We start from the raw sequence: 24,180 nt of genomic DNA, 5'->3' as shown, positions 1-24,180 counted from the left end.
CGACCAGGCCGGCCGGCGCGGGGGCGGGCGAGGTCGCCGCCGGGGGAGCGCCCGGCCTGGTCGTGTGCCATGTCTCACACGTCTACCCGACCGGTGCCTCGCTGTACTTCACCGTCGTGTGCGCCGGCCGTGACGACCCGGTGGCACGGTGGCGCAGGGTGAAGGCCGCCGCCTCGCGCGCGATCGTCGAGACCGGCGGGACGATCACCCACCATCACGCCGTCGGCGTCGACCACCAGCCCTGGCTCACCGCGGAGATCGGCGATCTCGGGGTGGCGGTGCTGCGCGCGGTGAAGCACACCCTTGACCCGGACGGCATCCTCAACCCTGGCGTCCTCGTCCCCCGGGCCACCTGAGCCGGCCGGCCCGGCGGGGTCGCCACGGACCCGGTATGCGGCCCCTGGGCCGCTGCCGACCCGAGGGCGGGATGATCACCGGTCCGGCCCTGGCGGCCTGCGGCCCCTGGGCCGCTGCCGACCGCAGGCCCTCCGGGCCGCCGCAGGCACCGCTACGGACATGCGGCCCGCTGGGCTGTTATGGGCTCGCGGCACGTTGGGCCGTTATGAGCTCGTGGCCCGCTGGGCCACTATGGGCGCATGCAGCAGGAGCGCGCCGACCCGCGCCGGGAGCGGGCGCTTGTCGTTGTCGGGCCGGGGCAGGCGTTCGGCGTCCAGCTCCTGCGCCGGTTCGCCCGGGAGGGCTTCGGGCTCGCGGTGATCGCCCGGTCGGCCGACACGGTCCACCGGGTGACGGCCGGCCTCGCCCGGGACGGGATCGCCGTCAGTGGCGAGGTTGCGGACGTCACCGAGCCGGGCGCGGTGGCCACGGCGCTGGACAAGCTCGCCGACGAGCTCGGCGGCCTGACCGCCGTGGTCTACAACGCCAAGCTGAGCATCCGGGGCACCGCCCTGTCGGTGTCGGCGGACACGGTCAACCAGACCCTCGCGGTCAACGTCACCGGGGCGCTGACCGTCGTCCAGGCTGCGGTGACGCTGCTGGCCGAGCGTCCCGGGGCGTGTGTGCTGCTGACCGCGGCCGGGCCGCGGACCGAGCCGGCCGCCGGCCGGTTCGCCCTCGCGATCGGCAAGGCGGGGCTGCTCGCGCTCGGGACGTCGCTGGAGCCGGTGCTGCGCGCCCGCGGTATCCGGCTGCGGACCGTGGTGCTCGACGCCCGGGTGGCCCCCGACGGCCGGCTCTCCCCGGACGCGGTGGCCGAGCATTTCTGGAACGCCTACACCGCCGCCCGCGGATCGGTCTTCCGGCTGGGCCCGCCCAGCGTCACCGAGCGGGCGCCGCACCTGTTCGGGGACGGGCACTTTCCCGGGTGATCTGACCCATGCCGTGCCGGGATCCGCCATCCATGCGACCATCCTGACCGTGAGCACTGGACACGACGACGACCCGGACGTGGGCAGCGAGCCCGTGGATTCGACCCGGCGCCTCCCACCGTCCGGTGCCGCTGCCGGCGCTGGTGCCCAGACACACCGGGCCCGCGTCGGCCCGGTCGGCCCGCCGCCGCCCGTCGACTCGTTCCGGCCGGCTCCCCAGCCCGGCTGGTCCGGGCCCCCCGGCACACCGGCACAGCCCGACGCGCCGGCACAGCCGGGTCAGCCGGGTCAGCCGGCGGCACCGATACCGCCGACCAGCGCGTTCCCACCGCCCGAGGGCCTGCCGCCCGAGGGCCCGCCGCCCGGGAGCCCGCCGTACGGGAGCCCGCCGTACACGGGTGCGCAGTACGGAGGTCCATCGTATGGAGGCCAGCCCCCCCTCGCGCCCACCGGCGTGACGCCGGGCCCGGTATCCCGCCGCCGGCGGCGGTGGCCGATCATCACGTTGGTCGTGCTGGTCATCCTGTTGGTCGTGGCCGACCGCGCGGCGGTGCCGATCGCCGAGAGCCAGATGAAGGCGAAGGCGGAGACGTCGGTGGCGCAGAGCAGCACCAACCCCGGGGTCAGGCCACCCAGGGTCACCGCCGTCTCGATCGGTGGCTTCCCCTTCCTCACCCAGGTCGTCTTCGGCAAGTACGACGACCTGCGGGTGACGGTCACCGACATTCCCACGCCCGGCCCGCGGATCACCGAGGTGAAGGCCAGGCTGCAGGGCGTCCACGTGCCGTTCTGGGACGCCATCCGCGACCAGGTCAAGGACGTGCCGGTCGACAAGGTGACCGCGGACGTGCAGATCACCTATGACGATCTCAACGCCTACCTGGCAACGCAGAACGTGAAGGTCACCCCGGTCGGCGACGGCCAGGAGGTGCACATATCCGGCAGGATCGACACAGGCCTCCTCGGTACCCAGGAGCTGAGCGGGGCGACCCGTTTCGGGGTCCAGGACAACACGCTGACCCTGATACCCACCGAGATCCTTGGTTTCCGGCTGCCGGGCCTCCCACTGCCGGGGATCCCGCTGCCGATCGACAACCTGCCGTTCAACCTACGGATCGAGAAGGCCGCCACCGGCAAGGACGGTCTCTCGGTCACCGCGACGGCGACGAACGTGGTCCTGCCCGCGGAACCCGCACCGGCTTCGTAACGGACGGTACGCGCCACGGCAGGTGGCTGGAAGAGGCTGGACGCCGGAAGAAGGCGGCGAGCGGTATCCGTGCCCGGCTGCCGGGCCGGTGCCGGTCGCCGTCCGTACCGGCTCGTCGTGACCGTTCGCTATGCGCTCGGTCATGAATCCCGGTCGCCGTTCGTTTGCTTTCGGTGACCGTGAGGATTCGGCCCACTGGTGGCACGCGAAAAACAAGATCTTTTTTCCTGGCCCTCTGTCGTGACGTCGAATCGACGACAGTTGACGGACGTGGGATAGCCCGCGCGTCATCCTCGGCCGGTACTGGATATCGTCACACCGGCAGCCGGCCGTCTACGGACATGACTGGCCCCACGCAGCCTGCTCCTCTGCGTCCAGTCCGTGGTGATTGGCACACCCATCGTCGATCGAGGTAGGTGGGCGGCGCTACGATCCGACGACCAGCAAGATCGGAAAATTCATGTCGAAGTCAGTCCGGCGGGACATCCGGCCTGTGTCCCGCCCCAGAGGGCCGATGGCGGCGCGAGCGCACTTCTCGCGCACTGCCGGGGGCCACCGTCCCTGGGTCGCCGAAGGGGGAAACACGTGCAGACGACCCTGAGAGTCGTCAGCGGTGCCAACGTGGCCACCGTGCCCGCCGGCCAGCCGTTCGTCGTCGGCCGCGCGCGCACGGCCGACTTCGTGATGCCGGACAGCCGGGTCTCCCGCCGGCACCTGCTGATCGAGCCGGTCGGCGCGGGCTGGGCCGTCCGGGACATCAGCTCGAACGGGACCTGGCTCGACGGCCAGCGGGTGCAGAGCGTCGACGTCAACGGCGAGGTCCGGTTCCGGCTCGGTACCCCGACCGGGCCGGAGGTCGTCGTCCTGCTGGAGGCTCCCGCCGGCTACGCCGACCCCCCGCGTTACGCCGACCCGCACTTCGAGATGCCGACGATGCTGCGTGACTCCGCCGGCTACGAGCCCGGCCCGCAGCTGCCCCGGCAGCCGTCGGGCAACCAGGCCGAGACGAGCAGCCACGATCTCGACCGTGAGCACGAGCGCCAGACCTCCTACCGGCTGCGCCCGGGCCGGATGTCCATCGGCCGTTCCCGGGACAACGACATCGTCGTGGGCGACCTGCTGGCCTCCCGGCGGCACGCCGAGATCTACCTGGCCCCCGGCGGGGACGTGGAGATCGCCGACCTCGAGTCGGCCAACGGGACGTTCGTCAACGGCAAGCGCATCATCCGCGAGCCGGTGCCGCAGGGCGCGGTCATCGCCGTCGGCCACCACGTCTTCCAGCTCGTCGGGGACGAGCTCGTCGAGTACATCGACTCCGGGGACGTCAGCTTCGAGGCCGACGGCCTGAACGTGTGGGCCGGCCAGAAGCAGCTCATGCACGACATGACCTTCCGGCTGCCCGGCCGGGCGCTGCTGGCGGTGGTCGGGCCCAGCGGCGCGGGCAAGTCCACCCTGCTCAACGCCCTGACCGGTTTTCGCCCCGCGGACCAGGGCGCGGTGCGTTACGCCGGCCGGGACATGTACTCCGAGTACGACGAGCTGCGCCGCCGCATCGGTTACGTCCCCCAGGAGGACCTGCTCCACACCACGCTCAGCGTCCGCCGTGCCCTGGAGTACGGCGCCGAGCTGCGTTTCCCGCCGGACACCACCAAGCAGGAGCGTGGTGCCCGGGTGGACGAGGTCCTCGCCGAGCTCGGTCTGACCCAGCACGCCGACACCCAGGTGGCCAGGCTCTCCGGCGGCCAGCGCAAGCGCACCAGCGTCGCCCTGGAACTGCTGACCAAGCCCACCCTGCTCTACCTGGACGAGCCCACCTCCGGCCTCGACCCGGGCATGGACAAGAACGTCATGGAGTCGCTGCGCAAGCTGGCCGACGACGGGCGCACGGTCGTCGTGGTCACCCACAGCGTCGCCCAGCTGGATCTCTGCGACTACGTCCTGGTGCTGGCGCCCGGCGGGTACGTCGCCTACTTCGGCCCGCCGCGCGACGCCCTGTCCTTCTTCACCAAGAGGGACTACCCGGACGTCTTCCTGATGCTGGAGGCCACCCCCGGCGCGGAGTCGGCGGAGCGGTTCCGCCAGTCGCGCTACTACGTCCCCGCGTCGGTGACCGCGCCGTCGGCCCGCCCGGCACCGGAGGACCTGCCGAGCATCCGCCAGCAGTCGGTGCTCTCCCAGCTCGTCACGTTAAGTAGGCGAACACTCTCCGTTGTCGCGTCCGACAGATCCTACCTACGACTGATCATCGCCTTCCCGTTCCTGCTCGGGCTCATCCCACGGGCCATCCCCGGCGGGTTCGGCCTGCCCGAGGACGGCTCACCGAATTCGGACGCCGGCACGATCCTGCTGGTGATGGTGCTGTGCGCCTGTTTCATGGGGATGGCGAACTCCGTCCGGGAGATCGTCAAGGAACGGGCCATCTACCGGCGGGAACGGGCGATCGGGCTGTCCCGGACCGCCTACATCGGCTCGAAGATCGTCGTACTGGCCCTGATCACGACGTTGCAGGCGATCCCGTTCACCCTGATCGGCCTGGTCCGCCGGGAGCCCGACACAGCGGTCGTGCTGGGCAACCCCCTGCTCGAGTGCCTGCTCGCGGTGATCGTGGTGTCGCTGGCGTCGGCCATGCTCGGGCTGCTCATCTCCGCCCTGGTCGACAACGCGGACAAGACCATGCCGCTGCTCGTCCTGCTCACCATGGCGCAGCTCGTGTTCAGCGGCGGCATCCTGCCGGTGCACGGCAAGCCCGGCCTGGAGCAGGTCAGCCTGGTCGCGCCGGCCCGCTGGGGCTACGCCGCACTGTCCTCGGTCGGTGACCTGAACGCGATCAGCCGGGCCCGTGAGCATCGCCCCGACGGCAAGCCGCTCAACCCCAAGGTCGTCGACGACCCGTTCTTCGACCACACCGCGCGGGCATACGGCATCGACATCGCCGGCGGCGTGGCGATCGGCGTGATCTGCGTCATCGTCACGGCCATCCTGATCCGCCGGATGGACCCGAAGACCGCCAAGCGCAAGCCGACGCCGTCCTGACGGTCCGCCCGTCACATCCCTGACCGAGGTCCGGGCAGCTTCCAGGTCGGAAGCCGCCCGGACCTCGTGCTGTCCGGGGCGAAAAAGCCGTAGCCGCCCTGTCGATGCCCGGCGTCCCGGCACCGGGACAGGGAGCCCAGCCGGTTACGGCTGCCAGGGGGCCCGGCCGGTTACGGCTGCCGGGGGGCCCGGCCGGTTACGGCTGCCGGGGGGCCCGGCCGGTTACGGCTGCCGGGGGGCCCGGCCGGTTACGGCTGCCGGGGGGCCCGGCCGGTCACGGTCGCCGGGGGGCTCAGCCGGAGGTCCAGCGCGGGGTCGCGTCGTCCCCCCGGAACGAGGTCAGCTTCTGGGCGTGGGCGTCGTCGAGGGCGGTCGCGCTCGTCAGGTAGATCTCACGGTTGGTGGCGCCGTCGCGCTGGCTGGTGAAGGCGATCCTCTTGCCGTCCCCGGCCACGAACGTGGGGTCCTGGTCCCGGCCGGGGGCCTCGGTCAGCCGCAGCGGGGTGGCGCCCGGGCTCGCGTCCATGACGAAGACGTCCGTCTCGGCCAGGTTCGAGTCGAAAGCGCGACGGAAGGCGACCTTCTTGCCGTCCGGTGACCAGCACGGGTCCGCGTCGAAGCCCTCCGTGCCCGCGGTGAGCGGGACGGGTTTCGCGCCGGCGGCGGCCGGGTCGGCGTCGATGGTGAACAGCGCGCCGCCGTCGACGCCGTTCGCGCCGACGAAGAACGCGATCCGGTCACCCAGCGGCGACCAGGACGGGTCGGTGGCGCCGGCCGGCACGTTCAGCCTGCGGACGCTGGAGCCGTCGACGGCGGCGACGTAGAGCCCGGTGCCGCCGTCGTTCGGCCCGCGTACCGCCTTGATGACGACGAACCTCCCGGTCGGGTCGACCGACGCCCGGGCGTCCGGCGCGATCGCGAGCTCCGCCGCCGGGCCGGAGGTGAACAGCGGCATCGGCGCGCCGCTGCCGTCCGCGGCGATCGCGACCAGGCTGGGGGAGGAGTCGATCACCGTGTAGAGGACGGTCCTGCGCTGCGGCCCGACGATCACCGGGAGCGCGGCCGGCTTCGCGTCGTCGCCGGTCAGCTTCTTCGGCTGTCCGGGCCTGCCGTCCGGGCCGGCCCGCAGGCTGTAGACCGCCCGCAGGCCGTCCTGTTCGCTGGAGTAGACCAGGGTGTCGTCGCCGAGGCCGACGTCGGATTTCGGCAGGATGTCGACGACCTTCGTCCGCTCGCCGTCCGTGCCCGAGCCGCCGGAGGCCAGCGCCAGCACCCCGCCGACCGTCGCCAGCACCGCGACGGCGGCGCCGGCGGCCACCAGCGCCATCCGCCGGCCGCCGTCGCGTGGCGCCCGGCTGCTGCCGCGTACGGTGGCCGCCGGCCGCGGCTCCCGGCCGGCGGCCGTCGCGCTGCTGTCGCCGCCGGTGCCGGCACCGCCAGTCCCGTCGGCGGAGGGTAACTTCCAGCCGTCCAGCACCTGGATGACCGTCGCCTCGGGGTCGATCTCCGCCACCGACGACGGTTCGCCGAGCAGGCGCAGCATGAGCTGCTGGGCGGTCGGCCGGGCTGCGGGGGCCTTGGCCATCGCGTCCGCGACGATCTCGCGCAGCGGCGGGTCCAGCCCGTCCAGCTGGGGTGCCTCGTTGACCGCCCGGTAGAGCAGGACCTGCGCGGACGCGTCCCCGAAGGGATAACGGCCGGTCGCGGCGAAGGTGACCAGCCCGCCCCAGGAGAAGATGTCGACGGCCGGGGTGACCGTCTCGCCCTGGATCTGCTCGGGCGCCATGAACGCCGGGGTGCCGAGCTGCTGGAGGTTGCCGGTGAGGTTGCTCGCCGAGTCCAGCGCCCGCGCGATCCCGAAGTCGATCACACGGGGCCCGAAGGGGGAGAGCACCACGTTGGACGGTTTGAGGTCGCGGTGCACGATGCCGGCGCTGTGGATCGCGGTCAGGGCCGCGGCCACGCCGACCGCGAGCTGCTCGAGGTTCGCCGCCGACAGCGGGCCGCTCTCGGCGACGAACCTCGCCAGCGTCCTGCCCTCGATGAACTCGGTGACCAGGTACGGCCGCTCGGCGTCGGGCTCGGCGTCGAGCACCTCGGCGGTGCACACCCGGGCGACCCGGCGGGCCGTCTCGGCCTCCAGCCGGAACCGGGACCGGAACTCGTCGTCGCCGGCCACGTCCGCGCGGATCACCTTGATGGCCACCAGCCGGCCGGTCTCGGAGCGCCCGAGGTAGACGGTCCCCATCCCGCCCTCGCCGAGCTTGCCCAGCAGGGTGTACGAGCCGAGCTGGGCGGGGTCGTCCGGGCCCAGCGCGGTGGTCCGTACGTCCGTGGCCGCGTCCGGCGGCGCCATCGTCTGATCCACCCCCACAGCGGGTTGTGTCCCGGGGCGGGCCCGGGGTGTTTCGTTCATGGCTCGTTCACAACAGCCGGCGCCGCCGGCATCCGGACCGGCCTGCGCCGGTGCCCGCGGGTATGCGGGTATCCGGTGAAAGCCGTGGCCGCCCCTGGCCGGCCCATCCAAAAGTACTCCGCTGGTCGTGTCACTGACTCCCGGCTTTCCCCTTTCAGGGGGCATGGCATGCTGCCCGTATGCCGCAGCCGCGACGATTGTTTCCGCTGGCCGTCCGTGTGCTGGTCGCCGTGACGGCCGCTGCCGCACTGGTGGCGGTGGGATGCGGCAGTTCGGATTCACCGAAGGGCTCCGCCAGCGGCCGGCCCGCGTCCGTGCCGACCGCGGATCCCACCACGCCGGTGTGGGGTTTTCTGCGTTCGGACGATGCCGCTGCCGCCATCGGCGCCCCGCGGACGCCGGCGGCCGAGGTCCAGGCCGGTAGCTGGCAGTCGGCCGCGGGCACCAGGCAGGCGAAGGCGACGGTGATCCGCCGCGGGACGGGCCGCTACAGCGCGATCTTCCCGGGTGTCGGGGTGCCCGGCGGACGGGGCGCGGCGGTGGTGACCGCGGTCGGTGACGCGCCGGTGCACTGCCATGCCGAGGACTGGGCGCCGTCCGGCCCGGACGAGCAGGTCACCCTGGCCTGCCGGAAGCTCACCGGGGCCTACGTCGACTCCCGGTTCACCGCGCTGTTCACGTTCGCGCCGGCGTCCCACCGCCCGGCACCCAGCGAGCCGTACGCCTACTTCCGGGACGACGCGCCGAGCCAGCAGCAGGTCCGCCCGGACAACAGCTACAGCCTCGCCGGCCCCGGCACCATCGAGATCAACTGGCGTGGCATCGGCCGCTACTCGATCGACCTGATCGGCAGGCTCTACGCCCGCACCGGCAACAACCTCCAGGTCAACTCGGTCGGTTCCACGACGGTGGGATGCAGCGCGCTCGGCCGGGAGGTGCACGAGGACCGCCAGACCATCTTCGTCGGGTGCGCGAACGGGCAGACCTGGACGGACTCGCCGTTCGTCGTCGTGTACGGCAACCAGCACACGGTGATCCCGGTGGAGAACGCGGCGTTCGGGCACTCCTTCACCGGCCTGGAGGAGGCCGGCACCGGGCGGATCCTGCAGCCGCCGCTGGGGCGGACCGTCGAGGTGTGGCCCCGCTACTCCGCCAACAGCGCGAAGCAGACGAACACGGTCCGGCACGTCGCGACCGGGGTCTACGAGATCCTCTATCCCGGTGTCGGCCGGGCGCCGGACCATGTCCAGGTCACGCCGTACGGCGAGCCGACCCGCCGCTGCGCGATAGCGGAATGGGCGTCGCCGCCGACCGGAGCGGCCGGGGACGTGACGACCAGGGTCGTCTGCTTCGACCCCGACGGCAGCCGCGCCGACTCCCAGTTCAGCCTCGCCTACGTCAGCGCCGCGGGCCTGACGCCCTGAGGCCGTCTCCGGACGCCCGGTCCTGACGTCCGGGGAGACCGACGTCCGGGAAACCGGCGCCCGGAAGAGCGACGCCCGGGAAACCGGCGCCCGGAAGAGCGACGTCCGGGAAGACGGCGGGGCCAGAGCGACGTCCGGGAAGACGGCGGGGGTCAGGCGGACAGGGGCTCGCGCGGGGCGGGCAGCCCGGGCAGGCCGGCGAACTCGGCGATCAGCTCGTAGGAGCGGATCCGCGCGTCGTGCGGGTGGGCGTTCGTCACAATCATGATCTCGTCTGCCTCCGTCGCGTCGATCAGGGCGTCCAGGCTGGCGCGGACCGTCTCCGGTGACCCCACGATGTGGGAGGCGGCCACGCCGTCGGCGGCGGCCCGTTCGGCGGGCGTCCAGGGGTACGCCGCGGCCTGCTCGGGCGTGGGGAAGACGTCCGGATGGCCCTGGCGCAGCCGCAGCATCGCCAGCCGGGTCGGCCCGGCGAGCCAGTGCGCGGTCTCGTCGGTGTCCGCGCAGATGACGGCGGCGGCGACCATGGCGTAGGGCCGCTCCCGCCCCGGGGCCGGCCGGAACGACGAGCGGTACAGCGCCAGCGCCGGCAGCGTGTTCACCGGGCTGAAGTGGTGCGCGAAGGCGAACGGGAGGCCGAGGTAGCCGGCGAGCTGCGCGCTGTACCCGCTGGAGCCGAGCAGCCACACCGGTGGTGTCTCACCGTGTGGGACGGCGGTCACCGTCCGGAGCGGATGGCTGGGGGGAAAGGAGTTGCCGAGGAAGGCGACGAGCTCGGCGAGCTGCGCGGGGAAGTCGTCGGCGGACACCGGCCCGCTCGAGCGCCGCAAGGCCTGCGCGGTCGCGGAGTCGGTGCCCGGGGCCCGTCCGATGCCGAGGTCCACCCGGCCCGGGAACAGCGCCCCGAGCGTCCCGAACTGCTCGGCGATGATCAACGGTGCGTGGTTGGGCAGCATGATCCCGCCCGAGCCGACCCGGATGCTCGTGGTGGCCGCGCCGACCTGACCGATCAGGATGGACGTCGCCGAGCTGGCGATGCCGGGCATGCCGTGGTGTTCGGCCAGCCAGTACCGGTGGTAGTTGAGCTCTTCGGCCCGGCGGGCGAGGTCGAGGGTGTTGCGCACGGCCTGGGCCGGCGTCGAACCGGACACCACCGGCACCACGTCGAGAACGGACAGGGGCAGGGATCGGGAGAGGGTCACACGGGAGGTAACTCCCCGGGCTCGTGAGGATCTTCCCAGTTGCCGCCGGAAACGCCGCCGGGCCGGTAAGGTATTCCTGCCGGCCGTGACATGGCCCCCGGGCTCAACCCTTTGTCGCTGCGAGCGACCATGCGCCGAGAGGCGACCTGCGCGGCCGGCACCTCACCCTCTTGCTTCCCCGGTGCCCGGCCGGCTTGCTTCCCCGGTGCCCGGCCGGGTGCGTCCGCCTCAGGCGAACCACAGGATGTCGTCGACCGGCCGGCGGGGGGTCGCCTTCAGCGGTTCGGCGCCGGGCAGCGGGTAACCGGCCCTGATGATCATCTGGATGTGCCCCAGGCCGCCGACCGAGTGCCGCAGCAGCTCCCGGGTCACCTCGAGGTCGACGGCCTGGCCCAGCGGTGACGTCGCGATGCCACGCGCGGCCGCGGTCAGCAGCACCCGTTCCATGGCCTGGCCGGCCCGCAGCCGGTCGGCCGGGGTGTCGGCGTCGGTACCGACCAGCAGCACGACGGGACGTTCCACCCCGGTCTGCTCCAGGCGCAGGCCGGGCTCGCCGACCACGTTGAAGTCACGGACGGCGAACTCGGACTGCCGCGGCTGGTCCGAGCCGATCACCACGTCCCGGGGGATACCGTCCCGCGCCTGCGGGGCCGTCCGGCTCCACGACTCCAGCTCCGCCCGGTAGGCCGGGTCGTGGTTCTCCAGCCAGTCCGCGCGGGAGATCAGCACACTGGTGTCGATCCGCAGGTCGGTGTCGTCCACGGACACCAGCCAGGCGTCCTCCGCCTCGGCGGCCAGCCGCAGCGTCCGCAGGTGCTCCGGTTCCAGCGGGCGGGGGTCGAAGGGCCTGCGGTCGGTGCGCCGATGGTGCGTTGCCGCCAGCAGCGCCTCGTCCCGCGGGCCGGCCGGCGCGCTGCCGGTGATCCGGATCAGGGCCAGCGGCCCGGAGCCAAGGTCGTCGTCCCCGGCCGGGAAGAGCGTCACATCGGGGACGAGCCCGGCGGCGTGGACGGCGAGGCGGGCGTGCAGCAGGGCCGCGCCGCAACTGAGCAGGAGCTGCCGGCCGTCCGGGTCAGCGACGCGCAGCTGGCGGGAGGTGTCGGCGAAGAGATACAGATCACGGTCCGTCGCCCGCCAGCGCCACGGCTGGGTGTTGTGGATCGACGGAGCCAGGCCGGCCGCCTCGACGATCCCGCGGGCAAGGTCCCTGAGCAGGGTGTCGGTGCTAGTCACCACTACGACGGTATGCCCTTGGACCGGTCATGTCCCGATGCCCTCGTTTCATGGTCGTCAGGACGTCGCCGCGCGTATCGTCGGTCCGGTGGAGCCTGTCCGCGTTTTCGTTCTCGATGATCACGAGATCGTCCGGCGCGGGATGCGCGAGCTACTGGAAAGCCAGGGCGACATCAAGGTCGTGGGGGAGGCCGGTCTCGCGGCCGAAGCCCTGCGGCGCATCCCGGCGCTACGTCCAGACGTCGCCATCCTCGACGCCCGTCTGCCCGACGGCAGCGGCATCGACGTGTGCCGCGACATCCGTTCCGGCACACCGGAGGTGCCCTGCCTGATCCTGACATCCCACGACGACGACGAGGCCCTGTTCGCCGCCATCATGGCGGGCGCGGCCGGTTACGTACTCAAGCAGATCAGAGGCAATGATCTCATCGGCGCGGTCCGCACGGTCGCGTCCGGCCAGTCCATGCTCGACCCCGCCGTCACCCAGCGGGTGCTGACCCGGCTGCGCGACGGGGCACCGGAGGACCGCCTGCTGTCCACGCTGAGCGAGCGGGAGCGGCAGATCCTCGGCCTCATCGCCGAGGGGCTGACCAACCGCCAGATCGCCAGCAGAATCCATCTGGCCGAGAAGACGGTCAAGAACAACGTCTCGTCCATCCTGGAGAAGCTCGGCCTGACCAGCAGGACCCAGGCCGCGGTCTTCGCCACCAAGCTCGCCGGCTAGCCCACCGCCAGGCCCGCCGGCCAAGCCCGCCGGCAGGCCTGCTGACAAGCCCGCCGGCAGGCCTGCTGACAAGCCCGCCGGCAGGCCTGGCGGCAGGCCTGCCGGCGGGCCTCCACCAGCCTGTCGGGTCCGGCCGCACGGCCTGGCGGGGCTTGTGGCCCGCTCTGGCAGGCCGGCCCGGACGCGCGGGACCTTCGGTCCCGTGGTCTACCCGAATCGCTCTCGTCCGCGTCGCCGGGCGCTGCGAGCGTGAACGGTGTGGAGACGACATCCGACATCGTGGTGGGGATCGACGCCTCCGCTGACGCGGAGTCGGCCCTGCGCTGGGCCCGCGCCCACGCCGGGCTGACCGGCAGGCGGATACGGGCGGTGCTCGCCTGGGGCCCGGGCGGGCGCCCCCGGGTGGTCGACGACATCTCGCCGTCGGTCGGCGTCGACGACCTGGAGCGCGCGGCATCGCAGGTGCTGCACGACGCGGTCCGGCGGGCGGGGCTCGACGGCCTCGCGGTCGACGTCGTCGAGCGCACCGTCTACGACTCGCCGTCGGACGCCCTCGTGGAGGAGTCCCGGGACGCGCTGATGCTCGTCGTCGGTGCCCGGGGGCTCGCCCGGATGCGTCGGATGTTCGTCGGTTCGGTCACCGCGCGGTGCGCGCAGGAAGCGGCTGTTCCTGTGGTCGTCGTGCGTGGGCCGGCGCCACCACGGCCGGACGGCCGTCCGGTGCTGGTCGGTGTCGATGGTTCGCAGGGCTCGCTGGCCGCGCTGCGGTGGGCGGCGGTCCAGGCGGGGCTGCGTCGGGTCCCGCTGCGGGTCGCGCACTGCTGGCTGCCGGAGCCGCCGCTGGGCCCCGCCGACCTGCCAGCGTTCGACCTGCCAGCGTTCGACGAGGCGGTGCTGGAGAAAGCTGCCCGTCTCACTCTCGACACGGCCCTCGAGCGGGGGCTGGCGGGCCGTACCGAAACGGTTGCCACCCGTGCGGTTGCCACCCGTGCGGCTGTCGCCGATGTCGCCGTCGAAGCCGTGCTGGTGGCCGGCTCGGCGGCGCATGGCCTGATCATGGCTGCCCGGTCGGCCCAGCTGCTGGTGGTCGGCGCCCGTGGCCGTGGCGGGTTCGGCGGGCTGCTGCTCGGGTCGGTCGGCCACCAGGTCGTCACACACGCTCCGTGCCCGGTCGCTGTTGTCCGTTAGACCCGGCCCGGGCCGGGGGCGGCGCGATCGTTTCCTCGCGTGGCCCCTGATCCGCCCTGCCCAGCCTTCATGGGCCGCCGGCGGCGCGGCCACGCGTCCGCGCCGCCGGCGGCCGGAGTTCCCCGGTCGCTGAAAGGAACACCGATGAACCAGGAACACAGATGAGTCAGGACACGATTGCCCGCTGGCAGTTCGCGATCACCACCGTCTACCACTTCCTGTTCGTCCCACTGACGATCGGACTTTCGCTGCTGGTCGCCGGCATGCAGACCGCATGGGTCCGGACCGGCAGTGTCGAATGGCTTCGCCTGACCCGTTTCTGGGGCAAGCTGATGCTCATCAACTTTGCCATGGGAGTGGTCACCGGAATCGTTCAGGAATTCCAGTTCGGAATGAACTGGTCGGATTACTCGCGCTTTGTCGGGGACGTTTTCGGCCCGCCGCTGGCGATGGAGGCGCTGATCGCCTTCTTCCTGGAGTCGACCTTCCTCGGCCTGTGGATCTTCGGCTGGGACCGGCTGCCCAAGCGCGTCCACCTCGCCACCATCTGGCTGGCCTCGCTCGGCACCGTGATCAGCGCCTACTTCATCCTGGCGGCGAACTCGTGGATGCAGCACCCGGTCGGCTACCGGATCAACCCGGAGACCGGGCGGGCCGAGCTCACCTCGATCTGGCAGGCGCTGACGAACCCGACGCAGATCGTCACCTTCCCGCACGTGCTGTCCGCCTCGCTGCTCACCGGGGGTGCGGTGCTGGTCGGGCTGTCCTGTTGGCACCTGCGCAAGGGGCAGCAGGTCGACCTGCACCGGCGGGCCGTGCGGCTGGGCCTGGTCGTGTGTGCCGTGGCGTCGGTGGGGGTGCTGCTCTCCGGGCACTTCCAGGGCCAGGTCATGACCAGGCAGCAGCCGATGAAGATGGCCTCCGCCGAGGCGCTGTGGGACACCGAGAAGAGCGCGGGCTGGTCCCTGTTCGCCTACGGGGACGTCTCCCACGGCGAGAACAAGGTCGACATCAAGATCCCCTACATGCTGTCGTTCATGGCCACGAACTCCTTCACCGCGGAGGTGGAGGGGGTCAACGACCTGCAGGCCGCCGCGGTCGCCAAGTACGGCCCCGGCGACTACACGCCGGTCATGGGAGTCACGTTCTGGAGTTTCCGGATCATGATGGCGCTGGGCGGGGCCTACTTCGCGCTGGCGGCCTTCGGCCTGTGGCGGATGCGCCGCGGCGGGCTGCCCGGCGGACGCCATGTGCTGCTGGCGTTCGTGGGCGCCACCGTGCTGCCGTACGCGGCGAACACCGCGGGCTGGATCTTCACCGAGATGGGACGCCAGCCGTGGGCGGTGTTCGGCCTGCTGCGCACCTCCGACGCGGTCTCCCCGAACGTCTCCACCACCGCGGTGGTCCTGACGCTGGCCGGCTTCACCGTTCTCTACGGCACGCTCGCCGCGGTCGCGCTGCGCCTGTTCCTGCGGCACGGCACGCACGAGATCCCGGAGCTGAGCCCGACCGTGACCGTCGACGGCGAAGCGCGGCCCGGCGAGGCGTTGCCGTCACTGGCCTACTGACATCCCGGGATCAGGAGTAGGGCGATGCTTGAGGAGTTCTGGTTCGTGCTCGTCGCCGTCCTGTGGGTCGGCTTCTTCGTCCTGGAGGGCTTCGACTTCGGTGTCGCGGCCCTGCTGCCGGTGATCGGCCGTGACAACGAGACCGACCGCCGGGCGGTGCTCGGCACCATCGGCCCGGTCTGGGACGCGAACGAGGTGTGGCTGCTCACCGCCGGCGGTGCGATGTTCGCCGCTTTTCCGGAATGGTACGCGAGCCTGTTCAGCGGAGCGTATCTGGCGCTTTTCCTCATTCTGCTCTCGCTGATTGTCCGCGGGGTTTCCCTGGAATACCGGGGGAAGGCCACCACGGCGGCCGGGCGGGCCTGGTGCGACCGCGGGATCGTGTTCGGCGGGGCGTTGCCGGCGCTGCTGTTCGGCGTCGCCTGCACCAACATGGTCCGTGGCCTGGAGATGACCCCCGACCATCAGGTGACCAGCGGGTTCTTCGACCTGCTGAACCCGTACGCCCTGCTGGGCGGGGTGACCACAGCGCTGCTGTGCGTCCTGCACGGGGCGGTGTTCCTGTCGCTGAAGACCCGGGGTGAGATCCGGGCCCGGTCCCGCCAGGTCACCCGGGTGCTGATCCCGCCCGCGCTGGCCGCGCTGGCCGGGCTGGCCGGCTGGACGGTCGCGCTGCGCGGTGGGGTGCTGGTGGCCGCGGTGTCGGCGCTGGCGCTGGCCGCGCTCGGCGGCGCGGCGGCGGCCTGGTTCAACGAGCGGGACGGCTGGGCGTTCGCCGGCACGGCCGGTGCCATCGCGCTGATGGTGGCGAGCTGGTTCGTCGCGCTCTACCCGAACGCGCTGCCGGCGCTCGGCGCGCCGGAGAACAGCCTGACCATCAGCGACGCCGCCTCCGGGCACTACACACTCACGATCATGACGTGGGTGGCGGTGCTGTTCACTCCGGTCGTCCTCGGTTACCAGGCGTGGTCGTACTGGGTGTTCCGGCGGCGGCTGGTGGGGTCTGATGAAGCCGGTTGATCCGCGGCTGCTGCGGGTCACCCCGGCCCTGCGCGGCTACCTGCTGCGGCTGGGGGCGCTCGCGGCCGCCTCGGCCGCCCTGGTGATCGTCCAGGGGACCGTGCTGGCCGACGTCGTGGTGACCGGCCAGCAGGTGGCGGTCGGCGCGCTCACCGGGACGGGGGGCGTCGTCGCGCTGCTCGTCCTGGTCGCCGCCGCCCGGGCGGCGGTGGTCTGGCTGTCCGAGCGCACCGCCGAGCGCACCTGCCCGGCGGTGTCGGCCGGGCTGCGCCAGGCCATGCTCGGCGCGGTCGTCGACCGGACGGCCGGCGGAGTCGCCTCTGTCACCGATGGTAACCATCGTGGCGGAGCCGCCGCCGGCACCGGCGGTGACCATCGTGATCGTGACGGGGGAGCGGGGGCGCTCGCGGTCACCGCGGGCGCCGGCCTGGACGGCATGGACGCCTACCTGACCCGCTTCCTGCCCGCGCTGGTCATGGTCGTGGTCGTCCCGCCGTTCGTGCTGGCCCGGATCGCCGGCGCGGATCTCGCCTCGGCGGCGGTCCTGGCCGTGGTGCTGCCGCTGGTACCGGTCTTCATGGTGCTGGTGGGGCTGGCCACCCGTAACCGCACCGACCGGCAGCTGGCGGTGCTCAGCCGGCTGTCCGGGCACTTCCTCGACGTCGTCGAGGGCCTGCCGACACTGCGGATCTTCAACCGGGCGCGGCCCCAGGTGGCGGTGATCCGCCGGATCACCGACGCCTACCGGGGGCAGACGATGGCGGCGCTGCGCTGGGCGTTCCTGTCGTCGTTCGTGCTGGAGCTGCTCGCGACGCTGTCGGTCGCGCTGGTGGCGGTGTCGGTGGGGCTGCGGCTGGTCTCGGGCTCGCTCGATCTGGGCGCCGGACTGCTGGTGCTGCTGCTCGCCCCCGAGGTGTACCTGCCGCTGCGGCAGGTGGGGGCGCAGTACCACGCGACCGTGTCCGGGCTGACCGCCGCCGCCGCCGCGCTCGACGTGATCGACGCCACGCCGCCGTCGGGCCGCCCCAGCGCCGCGCTGGCGGCGCCGCCAGGCCATCAGGGCGCCGGGCTGGCGGCGCCGCCAGGCCACAGCCTGGCGCCCACCCGGTTCGGCACCCTGCGGCTGGACGGCGTCGACCTGCGCGGCACCGGGCAGGTCGACCTGGACATCCGCCGGGGTGAGATCGTCGCGCTGGTCGGGCCGAGCGGCGCGGGCAAGAGCACCGTGCTGGCGCTGCTGCGCGGGGCGCTGCGCCCCGCGCGCGGCCGGGTGCTGGTGGACGGCGTCGATCTCGCCGAGATCGACCCGGCCGGCTGGCAGGCCCGGGTCGGCTGGCTGCCGCAGCGGCCGCACGCCGTCTGCGGCGGCACGGTCGCCGACGAGGCGCGGCTGGGACGTCCCGGCGCGCCGGCCGCCGAGGTCGCCGCCGCGCTCGCCGCGGCCGGCGCGCCCCCGGCGGACCAGCGCGTCGGCGAGGACGGCGGTGAGCTGTCCGCGGGTGAGCTGCGCCGGGTCGGGCTCGCCCGGGTGCTCCTGCGGGACGCACCGCTGGTGCTGCTCGACGAGCCCGGGGAGAGCCTGGACGCCGCCGCCGAGGAGCGGGTCGCCGCGGCCGTCGCGGCGCTGCGGGGCCGTGCGACGGTGGTGCTCGTCGCGCATTCGGCCGCGCTCGCCGACGTCGCCGACCGGGTCGTCACGATCGCGGCGGGCCGGGTGGCCGCCGACGCCCCGCCCGCCCGGGCCTTCCCACCCGCTCTCCGTCCGGCGCTGTCCGTCCCATCGCCAGCGCTGCCTCTCCGGCCGGCCGTCGCATCCGTCCCGCCGGTGAGCGCATCCGTCCGGCTGGGAGACGCAGACGCGGAAGACACAAACCCGAAGGACGCGGACATACCGGAAGGCGGCTGCGTCGCGTCCGTCCCGCTGGCGGACACGCGCGCCCGGCCCCGGCCGGCCAGCGCCCACCGGCGGGCACTGGAGCTGTTCGTCTCGGCCCGGCGACGGTTCGCCCTCGGCATCCTCGCCGGGGCCGTCTCGCTGGGGTGCGGTGTCGGACTGACCGCCGCGTCGGCGTGGCTGATCGTCCGGGCGTCGCAGCGGCCGCCGGTGCTGACCCTGATGGTCGCGATCGTCGCGGTCCGGGCGTTCGGGCTCGGCCGGCCGGTCTTCCGGTACGTCGAGCGCCTGGTCACCCATGACGCGGCCCTGCGCGGCCTGGCCAGGCTGCGCGCGGAGGTGTTCGCCCGGCTCGTGCCGCTGGCCCCCGCCGCCCTTGGCACCCACCGCCGTGGGGACCTGCTGCGCAGGTTCACCGCGGACGTGGACGGGGTCGGCGAGTCGCTGCTGCGCGGGGTGGCCCCCACCGCGTCCGCGGCGCTCGCCTGTGCCGGCGCTGTGATCATGACTGTCGTTGTGTCGCCGCCCGCGGGGGGCGTCCTGGCGCTCGGGCTCGCGGTGGCCGCGGTGCTGGCCGGGCCGGTGACCGGCCGCCGTACCCAGGAGATGGTCACGGCCACCGCGGCGGCGCGGGCCCGCCGGGACATCGAGATCGTCGCCATGCTGGACGGGCTGGACGAGATCGTGGCGTTCGGCGCGGCGCCCGCCCGGCTCGCCCGGGTGCGCCGCCGAGATGGCGAGATAACCCGGCTGGCGGCGTCCTGGCGCGGGTCACCGGCGTGGGGGAGCGCGGCGGCGACGTTCGCCGCGGGCCTGACTCTCGCGGCGGTCAGCGCCGTCGGGGTGGCGGCGGTGGGGCAGCGGGCGCTGTCCGGAGTGATGCTCGGGGTGGCCGTGCTCACCACGGTCGCCGCCTTCGAGCCGTTGGCGGGGCTCACCACCGCGTTCGCCGCCCTCGCCGAGGCCCGGGCGTCGGCGGCCCGGGTGTTCGCCGTCCTCGACCGAGAGCCGCTGGTGGGCGAGCCGGCCCACCCGCGGCGGCTGCCCGACGGGCCGCTTGAGGTCCGGATGCGCGATGTCGTGCTGCGGTACGCCCCGGACGGTCCGCCGGTGCTCGACGGCTTCGGCCTCCACCTGCCCGCCGGTACCCGGGCCGCGCTCGTCGGCGCCAGCGGCGCGGGCAAGAGCACCGTCGCCGACCTGCTGCTGCGCCTGCGTGACCCGCAGGCGGGCGAAGTCCTCGTCGGCGGTGTCGACCTGCGCGACGTCGCCACCGACGAGCTCTACCGGCGCGTCACCGGCATGACCCAGGACGCGCACGTGTTCGACGCGACGCTGCGGGAGAACCTGCTGATCGCCCGTACCGACGCGGCCGAGGCCGAGCTCACCGGCGTCCTCGGACGGGTCGGGCTCGGCGACTGGGCCGCCGGCCTGCCGGACGGCCTGGCCACCCGGGTCGGCGCGGACGGGCAGCGGATGTCCGGCGGGCAGCGCCAGCGGCTGCTGCTCGCCCGCGCACTGCTGGCCGACCCCGCGGTGCTCGTCCTGGACGAGCCCACCGCTCATCTCGACCCGGTGACCGAGGCCGCGGTGATGCGCACGATCCTGGACGTCACCCGCGGCCGGACGGTGCTGCTGATCAGCCATCGCACGTCTGGTTTCGAGGAGCTGGACGCGGTGGTGGAGCTGGCGGGCGGCACGCGGACGCCCGCGCTGCGCCCAGCCGCCTGACGGGCGCGGACGCCCGCCCCGCGCCCGGCCGCCGGACGGCGGCTGGGCGCCGTCCGGCGGGGCTGGTGGCCTCGTACCGCTGGACGGTTCCGTGTCACTCGGTACGGCCTGTGCCGCTCGGGCGACACGGGCCATCGGCGGTATCCGGCCCGTCCGGCCCGTCCGGCTTGTCCGGTCCGCCTGGCCCGTCCAGCTTGCCTGGCTCGTCCGACGTGTCCGGCGCCTGGGTCCGGGCGGACCAGGACAGCCGGGTGCCGGCGGAGGCGGGGGAGAACACGATGAACCTGCCGCCCAGCTCCTCCGCCCGGCTGCGCATGTTGGCCAGCCCGCTGGAGCCGTCCCGGCCCTCCGGGTTCACCCCGCCGGCCCCGTTGTCGATGACCTCCAGCCGTACCTGGCCGTCGGTGGACCAGACGGTCACGTACACCTGGGTCGCCGACGCGTGCCGGGCGACGTTCGACAGGGCCTCGCGCAGCACCGCCACCAGATGCTCGCCGACGACACTGCACACGCTGGAGTCCAGCGCGCCCTCGAAGCGCAGGTGCGGCGCGAACCCGAGGGAGACGGTCGCGTCGTCGACGATGTCGAGGAGCTGTCCCCGCAGGCTCGGGATGTCGTCGCGCCCGCGCCGGCGCAGTTGGAAGATCGTCGTGCGGATCTGGCCGATGGTCTCGTCCAGGTCGTCGATGTAGGCGGCGAGCCGGTCCTCATGCTGGCCCCCGCCGGTGCGCGAGACCAGGCCCTGCAGCCCGATCGCCGTGGCGAAGATCCGCTGGATGACGTGGTCGTGCAGGTCGCGGGCGATGCGGTCGCGTTCCTCCAGGACGGCGATGCGGCCGCGGTCGGCGCGGGCCTGGGCCAGCTCGAGCGCCAGCGCTATGTGCCCGGCGAAGCCCGACGCCATGTCGATGTCGGCGTCGGTGAAAAGCCGTCCCTCGGCCCGCCGGCCGAGCACGAGCGCCCCGACGCTCTCCCCGGAGGCGATGAGCGGGATCACCATGGACGGCCCGTTCTGGCCGGCCAGCGGATCCGAGGCGGGAACGACCGCACCGACCAGCCCGTCCGGGTATGCGCCGGTGGCGACCTCGACGACGAGTTCCTCGGCCGACCCGCGGGGGAGCAGCACGGCGGAGAAGTCGGCGACGGCGATTTCCTGGGCCCGGCGCGCGATGAGTTCCAGCGGGTTCGGCCCTTCGGCCAGCAGATGCCGGGTGATGTCGGTGGACGCCTGCAGCCAGCGTTGCCGGCGCTGGGACTCCTCGAAGAGCCGCGCGTTCTCGATGGCGACGCCGGCGCTCGCGGCCAGCGCCTGGACGAGTTCCTCGTCCTCGGCGGTGAAACGGGACGCGTTCTGCTTGTCCGTCAGGTAGAGGTTGCCGAACACCTTGGTGCCGATCCGGATCGGGACGCCGAGGAAGCTGTGCATGGGCGGATGCCCGGCGGGGAAGCCGTCCGCCCGGTGGTCGGTGGTGATGTCGTCGAGCCGCAGCGGGTAGGGCTCCCGGATGAGCAGGCCGAGGATGCCCTTGCCCCGCGGCAGGTCGCCGATCCGGCGGACCATGTTCTCGTCGAAGCCGACGTGGATGAACTGCTCGAGGTTCTGGTCGCGGGCGATCACTCCGAGCGCGCCGTAGCGGGCGTCCACAAGATCGCACGCGGCCTCCACGATGCGGGTCAGCACGACGGGCAGGCTCAGGTCCGAGGCAACCATGCGGCTCGCCCGCAGCAGACCACGCAGGCGACTCTGGGTGACGATCAGGTCCTTGGCCTGGTCGACCCGGTGAGTCACGAAATCTTCACCATATGGTTGTACGGCATTCCCGCCGCCAGTCTCTGCATCCATGACGATGTCAACGTATTACGCCCGACGGCCCCGCAGATCTCCCCTGCGGGCAACATCGCACGAATCATCCTGAGCAGCCTGATCGGCATCTTGTCGCGACCGGTACGACCTGCCGCTCCACCGGTCCACCGTGATTCTTTTCACCGCTTAATGCTTTTCTGGCGGGCGCTCCACGGCAGGAGATATATGCCGGTGGTCAGCCGGGTTCCGGCGGGCCCTGGTCCCTTTCCGTGATTGCGGCAGCAATTCCGTCCGCGACGCCATAAAGATCTTCCTGGTCTGTTATGCGCAGGTACCGGAAGTGCTTGAGCGGGCTCGGGAGATTATCCGGTTCGGTGTCGGAGACGAGCACGGGAAGGACCGCGCGGTCCGACTGGTCGTCCAGCGTCTGGCGCATGAACCGGTTGATTTCGTGGTTCTGGGAACGGCTGACGTACCTGTCGACCAGTACGACGAGGTGCCGTGATCGGGCCAGCAGAGTGCTCAGCGCACGCGACCAGTCCGTGCCGGGACGGAACGACGGCCCGAGCACCCGCAGGCCCCGGCGGGTCAGCAGGGCCTCCAGCGACCTCACGAGCTGTTCACTCTCCGGATATTTGTCATAACTGATGAAGACGTCGAAGTCGTAGCCGTCGCCGCGTGAGCGCAGCCCCTGCCGGGTGGCCGCGTCCACGAACGAGTCCCTGCTCTCGACGAGCAGGTCGCTGCGGTCCAGCTGGTGGGCGATCGTGGCCGCGAGGGTCTCCAGCGAGTATCCGATCTTCTCCGGGGTCGGGTCCTCCTCCTCGAGCGCCGGCAGGTCCTCGCCGAAGCTCCAGTAGGAGACATAGGGGATCGTGAGCAGGCCGAGCAGCCGCTCGACCGGCACCCCCGCCAGCGGCGCCCGCTCCACGGCCCAGTTCCGGAAGAGCGGGGCGAGCTCCCGGCCGAACCGTTCCTGCCAGTACTGAGCCCGGCGGTACTCCTCCCGGGCATCGAAACGCGCGGGGACGGGGAGGGTCAGCAGCAGGGAACGGTCGTAGGGCAGGTCGTCGCGGGCCTTTTCGGCGCGCTCCACGACGTCCAGGACCCCGCGCAGGCTCTGCTCGTTGGCGGTGAAGAGCACGACCAGGATGTCGGGGAGCTGCGCCGTGCAGATCCCGCTGATGTCGGTGATCCCGGTCCGGCTGTCGATCAGGACGAAGTCGTAGTCCGCCACCCAGCGTTCCCGGCTGGTCTCCAGGAAGGCGCCGAGGTCCTTCCCGCCGTACAGCCCGGCCCAGTCGATCGTCTGGGCCCGGGGGACGTAGGAGCGGTCGGCCGGGCCGGCGGGCAGCAGGTCCAGCGGTAGGTCCCGCCCCGGCAGGGATATCCGGCTGACGTAGTCGGCGACCCGCGGGTCGCGGCCCCGCGCGAAGTCGTCGATGAAGTCGACCAGGCCGGTCCCGGGCGGTTCGGGCAGCCATCGGCTGAGATAGAACGGGATGCCCGGCGCGTCGATGTCCCAGTCGATGCACAGCGTCCGGTAGCCCCACGAGGTGAGCAGCGCCGCGGTGTTGGCCAGGGCGAAGGTGCGCCCGACCCCGCCCTTGTAGGAGTAGAAGGTCACCACCGTGCCGCGCGTGCGCGCACCGCTCCTCGCGTGCTCAGCGGGCACTGTTCTCATCGCTCATTGTCTGCACCGCTCATTGTCTGCACCGCTCGCCGTGTTTTTTCGCCGCAAGTCGTGTTTCCGCGCCGCTCGCCGCGTTCTGCGCCGATCACTGTGCTCACAGCCTCGGGACGGCCGCGCGGTGGGGCGGTTCCGGCTCCGGGCGCAGGACCGGCAGGTCGGGACGCCAGTCCGGCACCACGTCCAGCCGCGCCACCAGCTCCTCCGCGATCTCCGCCACCTTCCTCTCGAACCCGGCGTAGGCGGGCGTCTGCTCGAAGGACGTCGAGGAGACGTTCCAGTCCTTCATGTCCCGCTGCTGGGTGCGCTTCGCGTCGTGCGGGAACCTGTCACCGTCCTTGAGCCGTATGGGGTACACGAGGCGGTGCGTGTCCGGTGCCGTGCTCAGCCCGAGCAGCGCCTCACGCCGCTGCATGCTGCGCCATTCCGCGACGCACCAGCGCGAGCCGAAATAGGACGGGGTCCAGACCGCCACCAGCAGGCGTGACCGGCTGTGGGCCTGGGCGAGCGCGTCCGGCCAGCGCTCCCCGGCGTGGATCTGATCGACGTCGATGAAGATCTCCGGTTTGCGGTCCAGTTCGTCGGTCAGGCACCTCACGAGCATCCGGTGGAAGTGGTTGTGCACCCATGGCAGGACGGTACCCGCCCGCCGATAGCTCAGGAACACGTCGAACCGGTAGCCCGGCATGCTGCAGAAGCCTCCCCCGAGACCGGTCCC

General features: G+C 72.6%; 16 protein-coding genes. 10 read left to right on the top strand and 6 right to left on the bottom strand.

All coding sequences use genetic code 11. The features are described 5' to 3' along the window. The 4 genes from AC5LSR_RS11780 to AC5LSR_RS11765 all read left to right on the top strand — a co-directional run. The coding region (locus tag AC5LSR_RS11780; RefSeq protein WP_493468449.1) for an FAD-linked oxidase C-terminal domain-containing protein at positions 1–356 on the top strand (356 nt) is incomplete at its 5' end. Positions 357–596: 240 nt separating this feature from the next. Next, a complete protein-coding gene (locus AC5LSR_RS11775) occupies positions 597–1,328 on the top strand; it encodes an SDR family NAD(P)-dependent oxidoreductase (protein WP_250286531.1) in 732 nt (243 codons plus the stop codon). Between the two features lie 511 nt (positions 1,329–1,839). Next, positions 1,840–2,535 (top strand): LmeA family phospholipid-binding protein, encoded by a 696-nt coding sequence (locus AC5LSR_RS11770; RefSeq protein ID WP_250286535.1) that lies wholly within the window; start codon positions 1,840–1,842, stop codon positions 2,533–2,535. 585 nt (positions 2,536–3,120) lie between these two features. Further along, positions 3,121–5,568 carry an FHA domain-containing protein gene (locus tag AC5LSR_RS11765; protein ID WP_250286533.1) on the top strand — a complete coding sequence of 816 codons (2,448 nt, stop codon included), beginning with the start codon at positions 3,121–3,123 and terminating at the stop codon, positions 5,566–5,568. A gap of 292 nt (positions 5,569–5,860) precedes the next feature. Here AC5LSR_RS11765 and AC5LSR_RS11760 read toward each other — a convergent pair whose 3' ends face one another. Further along, entirely contained in the window at positions 5,861–7,924 is a 2,064-nt protein-coding gene (locus AC5LSR_RS11760; RefSeq protein ID WP_493468448.1) for a protein kinase domain-containing protein, read from the bottom strand. Positions 7,925–8,214: 290 nt separating this feature from the next. On the opposite strand from AC5LSR_RS11760, the gene AC5LSR_RS11755 reads away from it, so the two are divergent. Beyond that, complete coding sequence (locus AC5LSR_RS11755) at positions 8,215–9,408, top strand: hypothetical protein (RefSeq protein WP_250290431.1); 1,194 nt, start codon at positions 8,215–8,217, stop codon at positions 9,406–9,408. Positions 9,409–9,560: 152 nt separating this feature from the next. Here AC5LSR_RS11755 and AC5LSR_RS11750 read toward each other — a convergent pair whose 3' ends face one another. After that, on the bottom strand, positions 9,561–10,610 hold the full coding sequence (locus tag AC5LSR_RS11750) for an LLM class flavin-dependent oxidoreductase (RefSeq protein WP_250285850.1): 1,050 nt from the start codon (positions 10,608–10,610) through the stop codon (positions 9,561–9,563). A 228-nt stretch (positions 10,611–10,838) separates the two neighbouring features. Beyond that, complete coding sequence (locus tag AC5LSR_RS11745; RefSeq protein ID WP_250285851.1) at positions 10,839–11,846, bottom strand: Acg family FMN-binding oxidoreductase; 1,008 nt, start codon at positions 11,844–11,846, stop codon at positions 10,839–10,841. Positions 11,847–11,931: 85 nt separating this feature from the next. Here AC5LSR_RS11745 and AC5LSR_RS11740 point away from each other — a divergent pair, with 85 nt between their 5' ends. The 5 genes from AC5LSR_RS11740 to cydD all read left to right on the top strand — a co-directional run bounded on the left by AC5LSR_RS11740 (position 11,932) and on the right by cydD (position 19,968). Continuing rightward, complete coding sequence (locus AC5LSR_RS11740; protein ID WP_086055602.1) at positions 11,932–12,567, top strand: response regulator; 636 nt, start codon at positions 11,932–11,934, stop codon at positions 12,565–12,567. Positions 12,568–12,825: 258 nt separating this feature from the next. Continuing rightward, positions 12,826–13,755, top strand: coding sequence for a universal stress protein (locus tag AC5LSR_RS11735; RefSeq protein ID WP_250290433.1), 930 nt, complete (start codon positions 12,826–12,828; stop codon positions 13,753–13,755). Between the two features lie 161 nt (positions 13,756–13,916). Then, positions 13,917–15,323 carry a cytochrome ubiquinol oxidase subunit I gene (locus tag AC5LSR_RS11730; protein WP_250285854.1) on the top strand — a complete coding sequence of 469 codons (1,407 nt, stop codon included), beginning with the start codon at positions 13,917–13,919 and terminating at the stop codon, positions 15,321–15,323. 24 nt (positions 15,324–15,347) lie between these two features. After that, positions 15,348–16,343 (top strand): cytochrome d ubiquinol oxidase subunit II, encoded by a 996-nt coding sequence (cydB, locus tag AC5LSR_RS11725; protein WP_250285855.1) that lies wholly within the window; start codon positions 15,348–15,350, stop codon positions 16,341–16,343. Then, positions 16,330–19,968, top strand: a complete 3,639-nt coding sequence (gene cydD / locus AC5LSR_RS11720; protein WP_493468447.1) for a thiol reductant ABC exporter subunit CydD — start codon at positions 16,330–16,332, stop codon at positions 19,966–19,968. Before cydB ends, cydD begins: the two co-directional genes overlap by 14 nt. Before the next feature lie 94 nt (positions 19,969–20,062). On the opposite strand, the gene AC5LSR_RS11715 is transcribed toward cydD, so the two are convergent. The 3 genes from AC5LSR_RS11715 to AC5LSR_RS11705 form a co-directional block, all read right to left on the bottom strand. Beyond that, a complete protein-coding gene (locus AC5LSR_RS11715; RefSeq protein ID WP_250286770.1) occupies positions 20,063–21,757 on the bottom strand; it encodes a sensor histidine kinase in 1,695 nt (564 codons plus the stop codon). Positions 21,758–22,007: 250 nt separating this feature from the next. Then, positions 22,008–23,456 (bottom strand): KGGVGR-motif variant AAA ATPase, encoded by a 1,449-nt coding sequence (locus AC5LSR_RS11710; protein ID WP_250286768.1) that lies wholly within the window; start codon positions 23,454–23,456, stop codon positions 22,008–22,010. A gap of 103 nt (positions 23,457–23,559) precedes the next feature. After that, positions 23,560–24,180, bottom strand: a 621-nt coding sequence (locus tag AC5LSR_RS11705) for a toll/interleukin-1 receptor domain-containing protein (RefSeq protein WP_493468446.1), incomplete at its 5' end; no start/stop codon positions are given.

The sequence above is a fragment of the Protofrankia sp. CiP1_Cm_nod4 genome (assembly GCF_982290645.1).
Note: the sequence above shows the minus strand (reverse complement) of the source record. Positions and strands in the feature narration are given on the sequence as shown.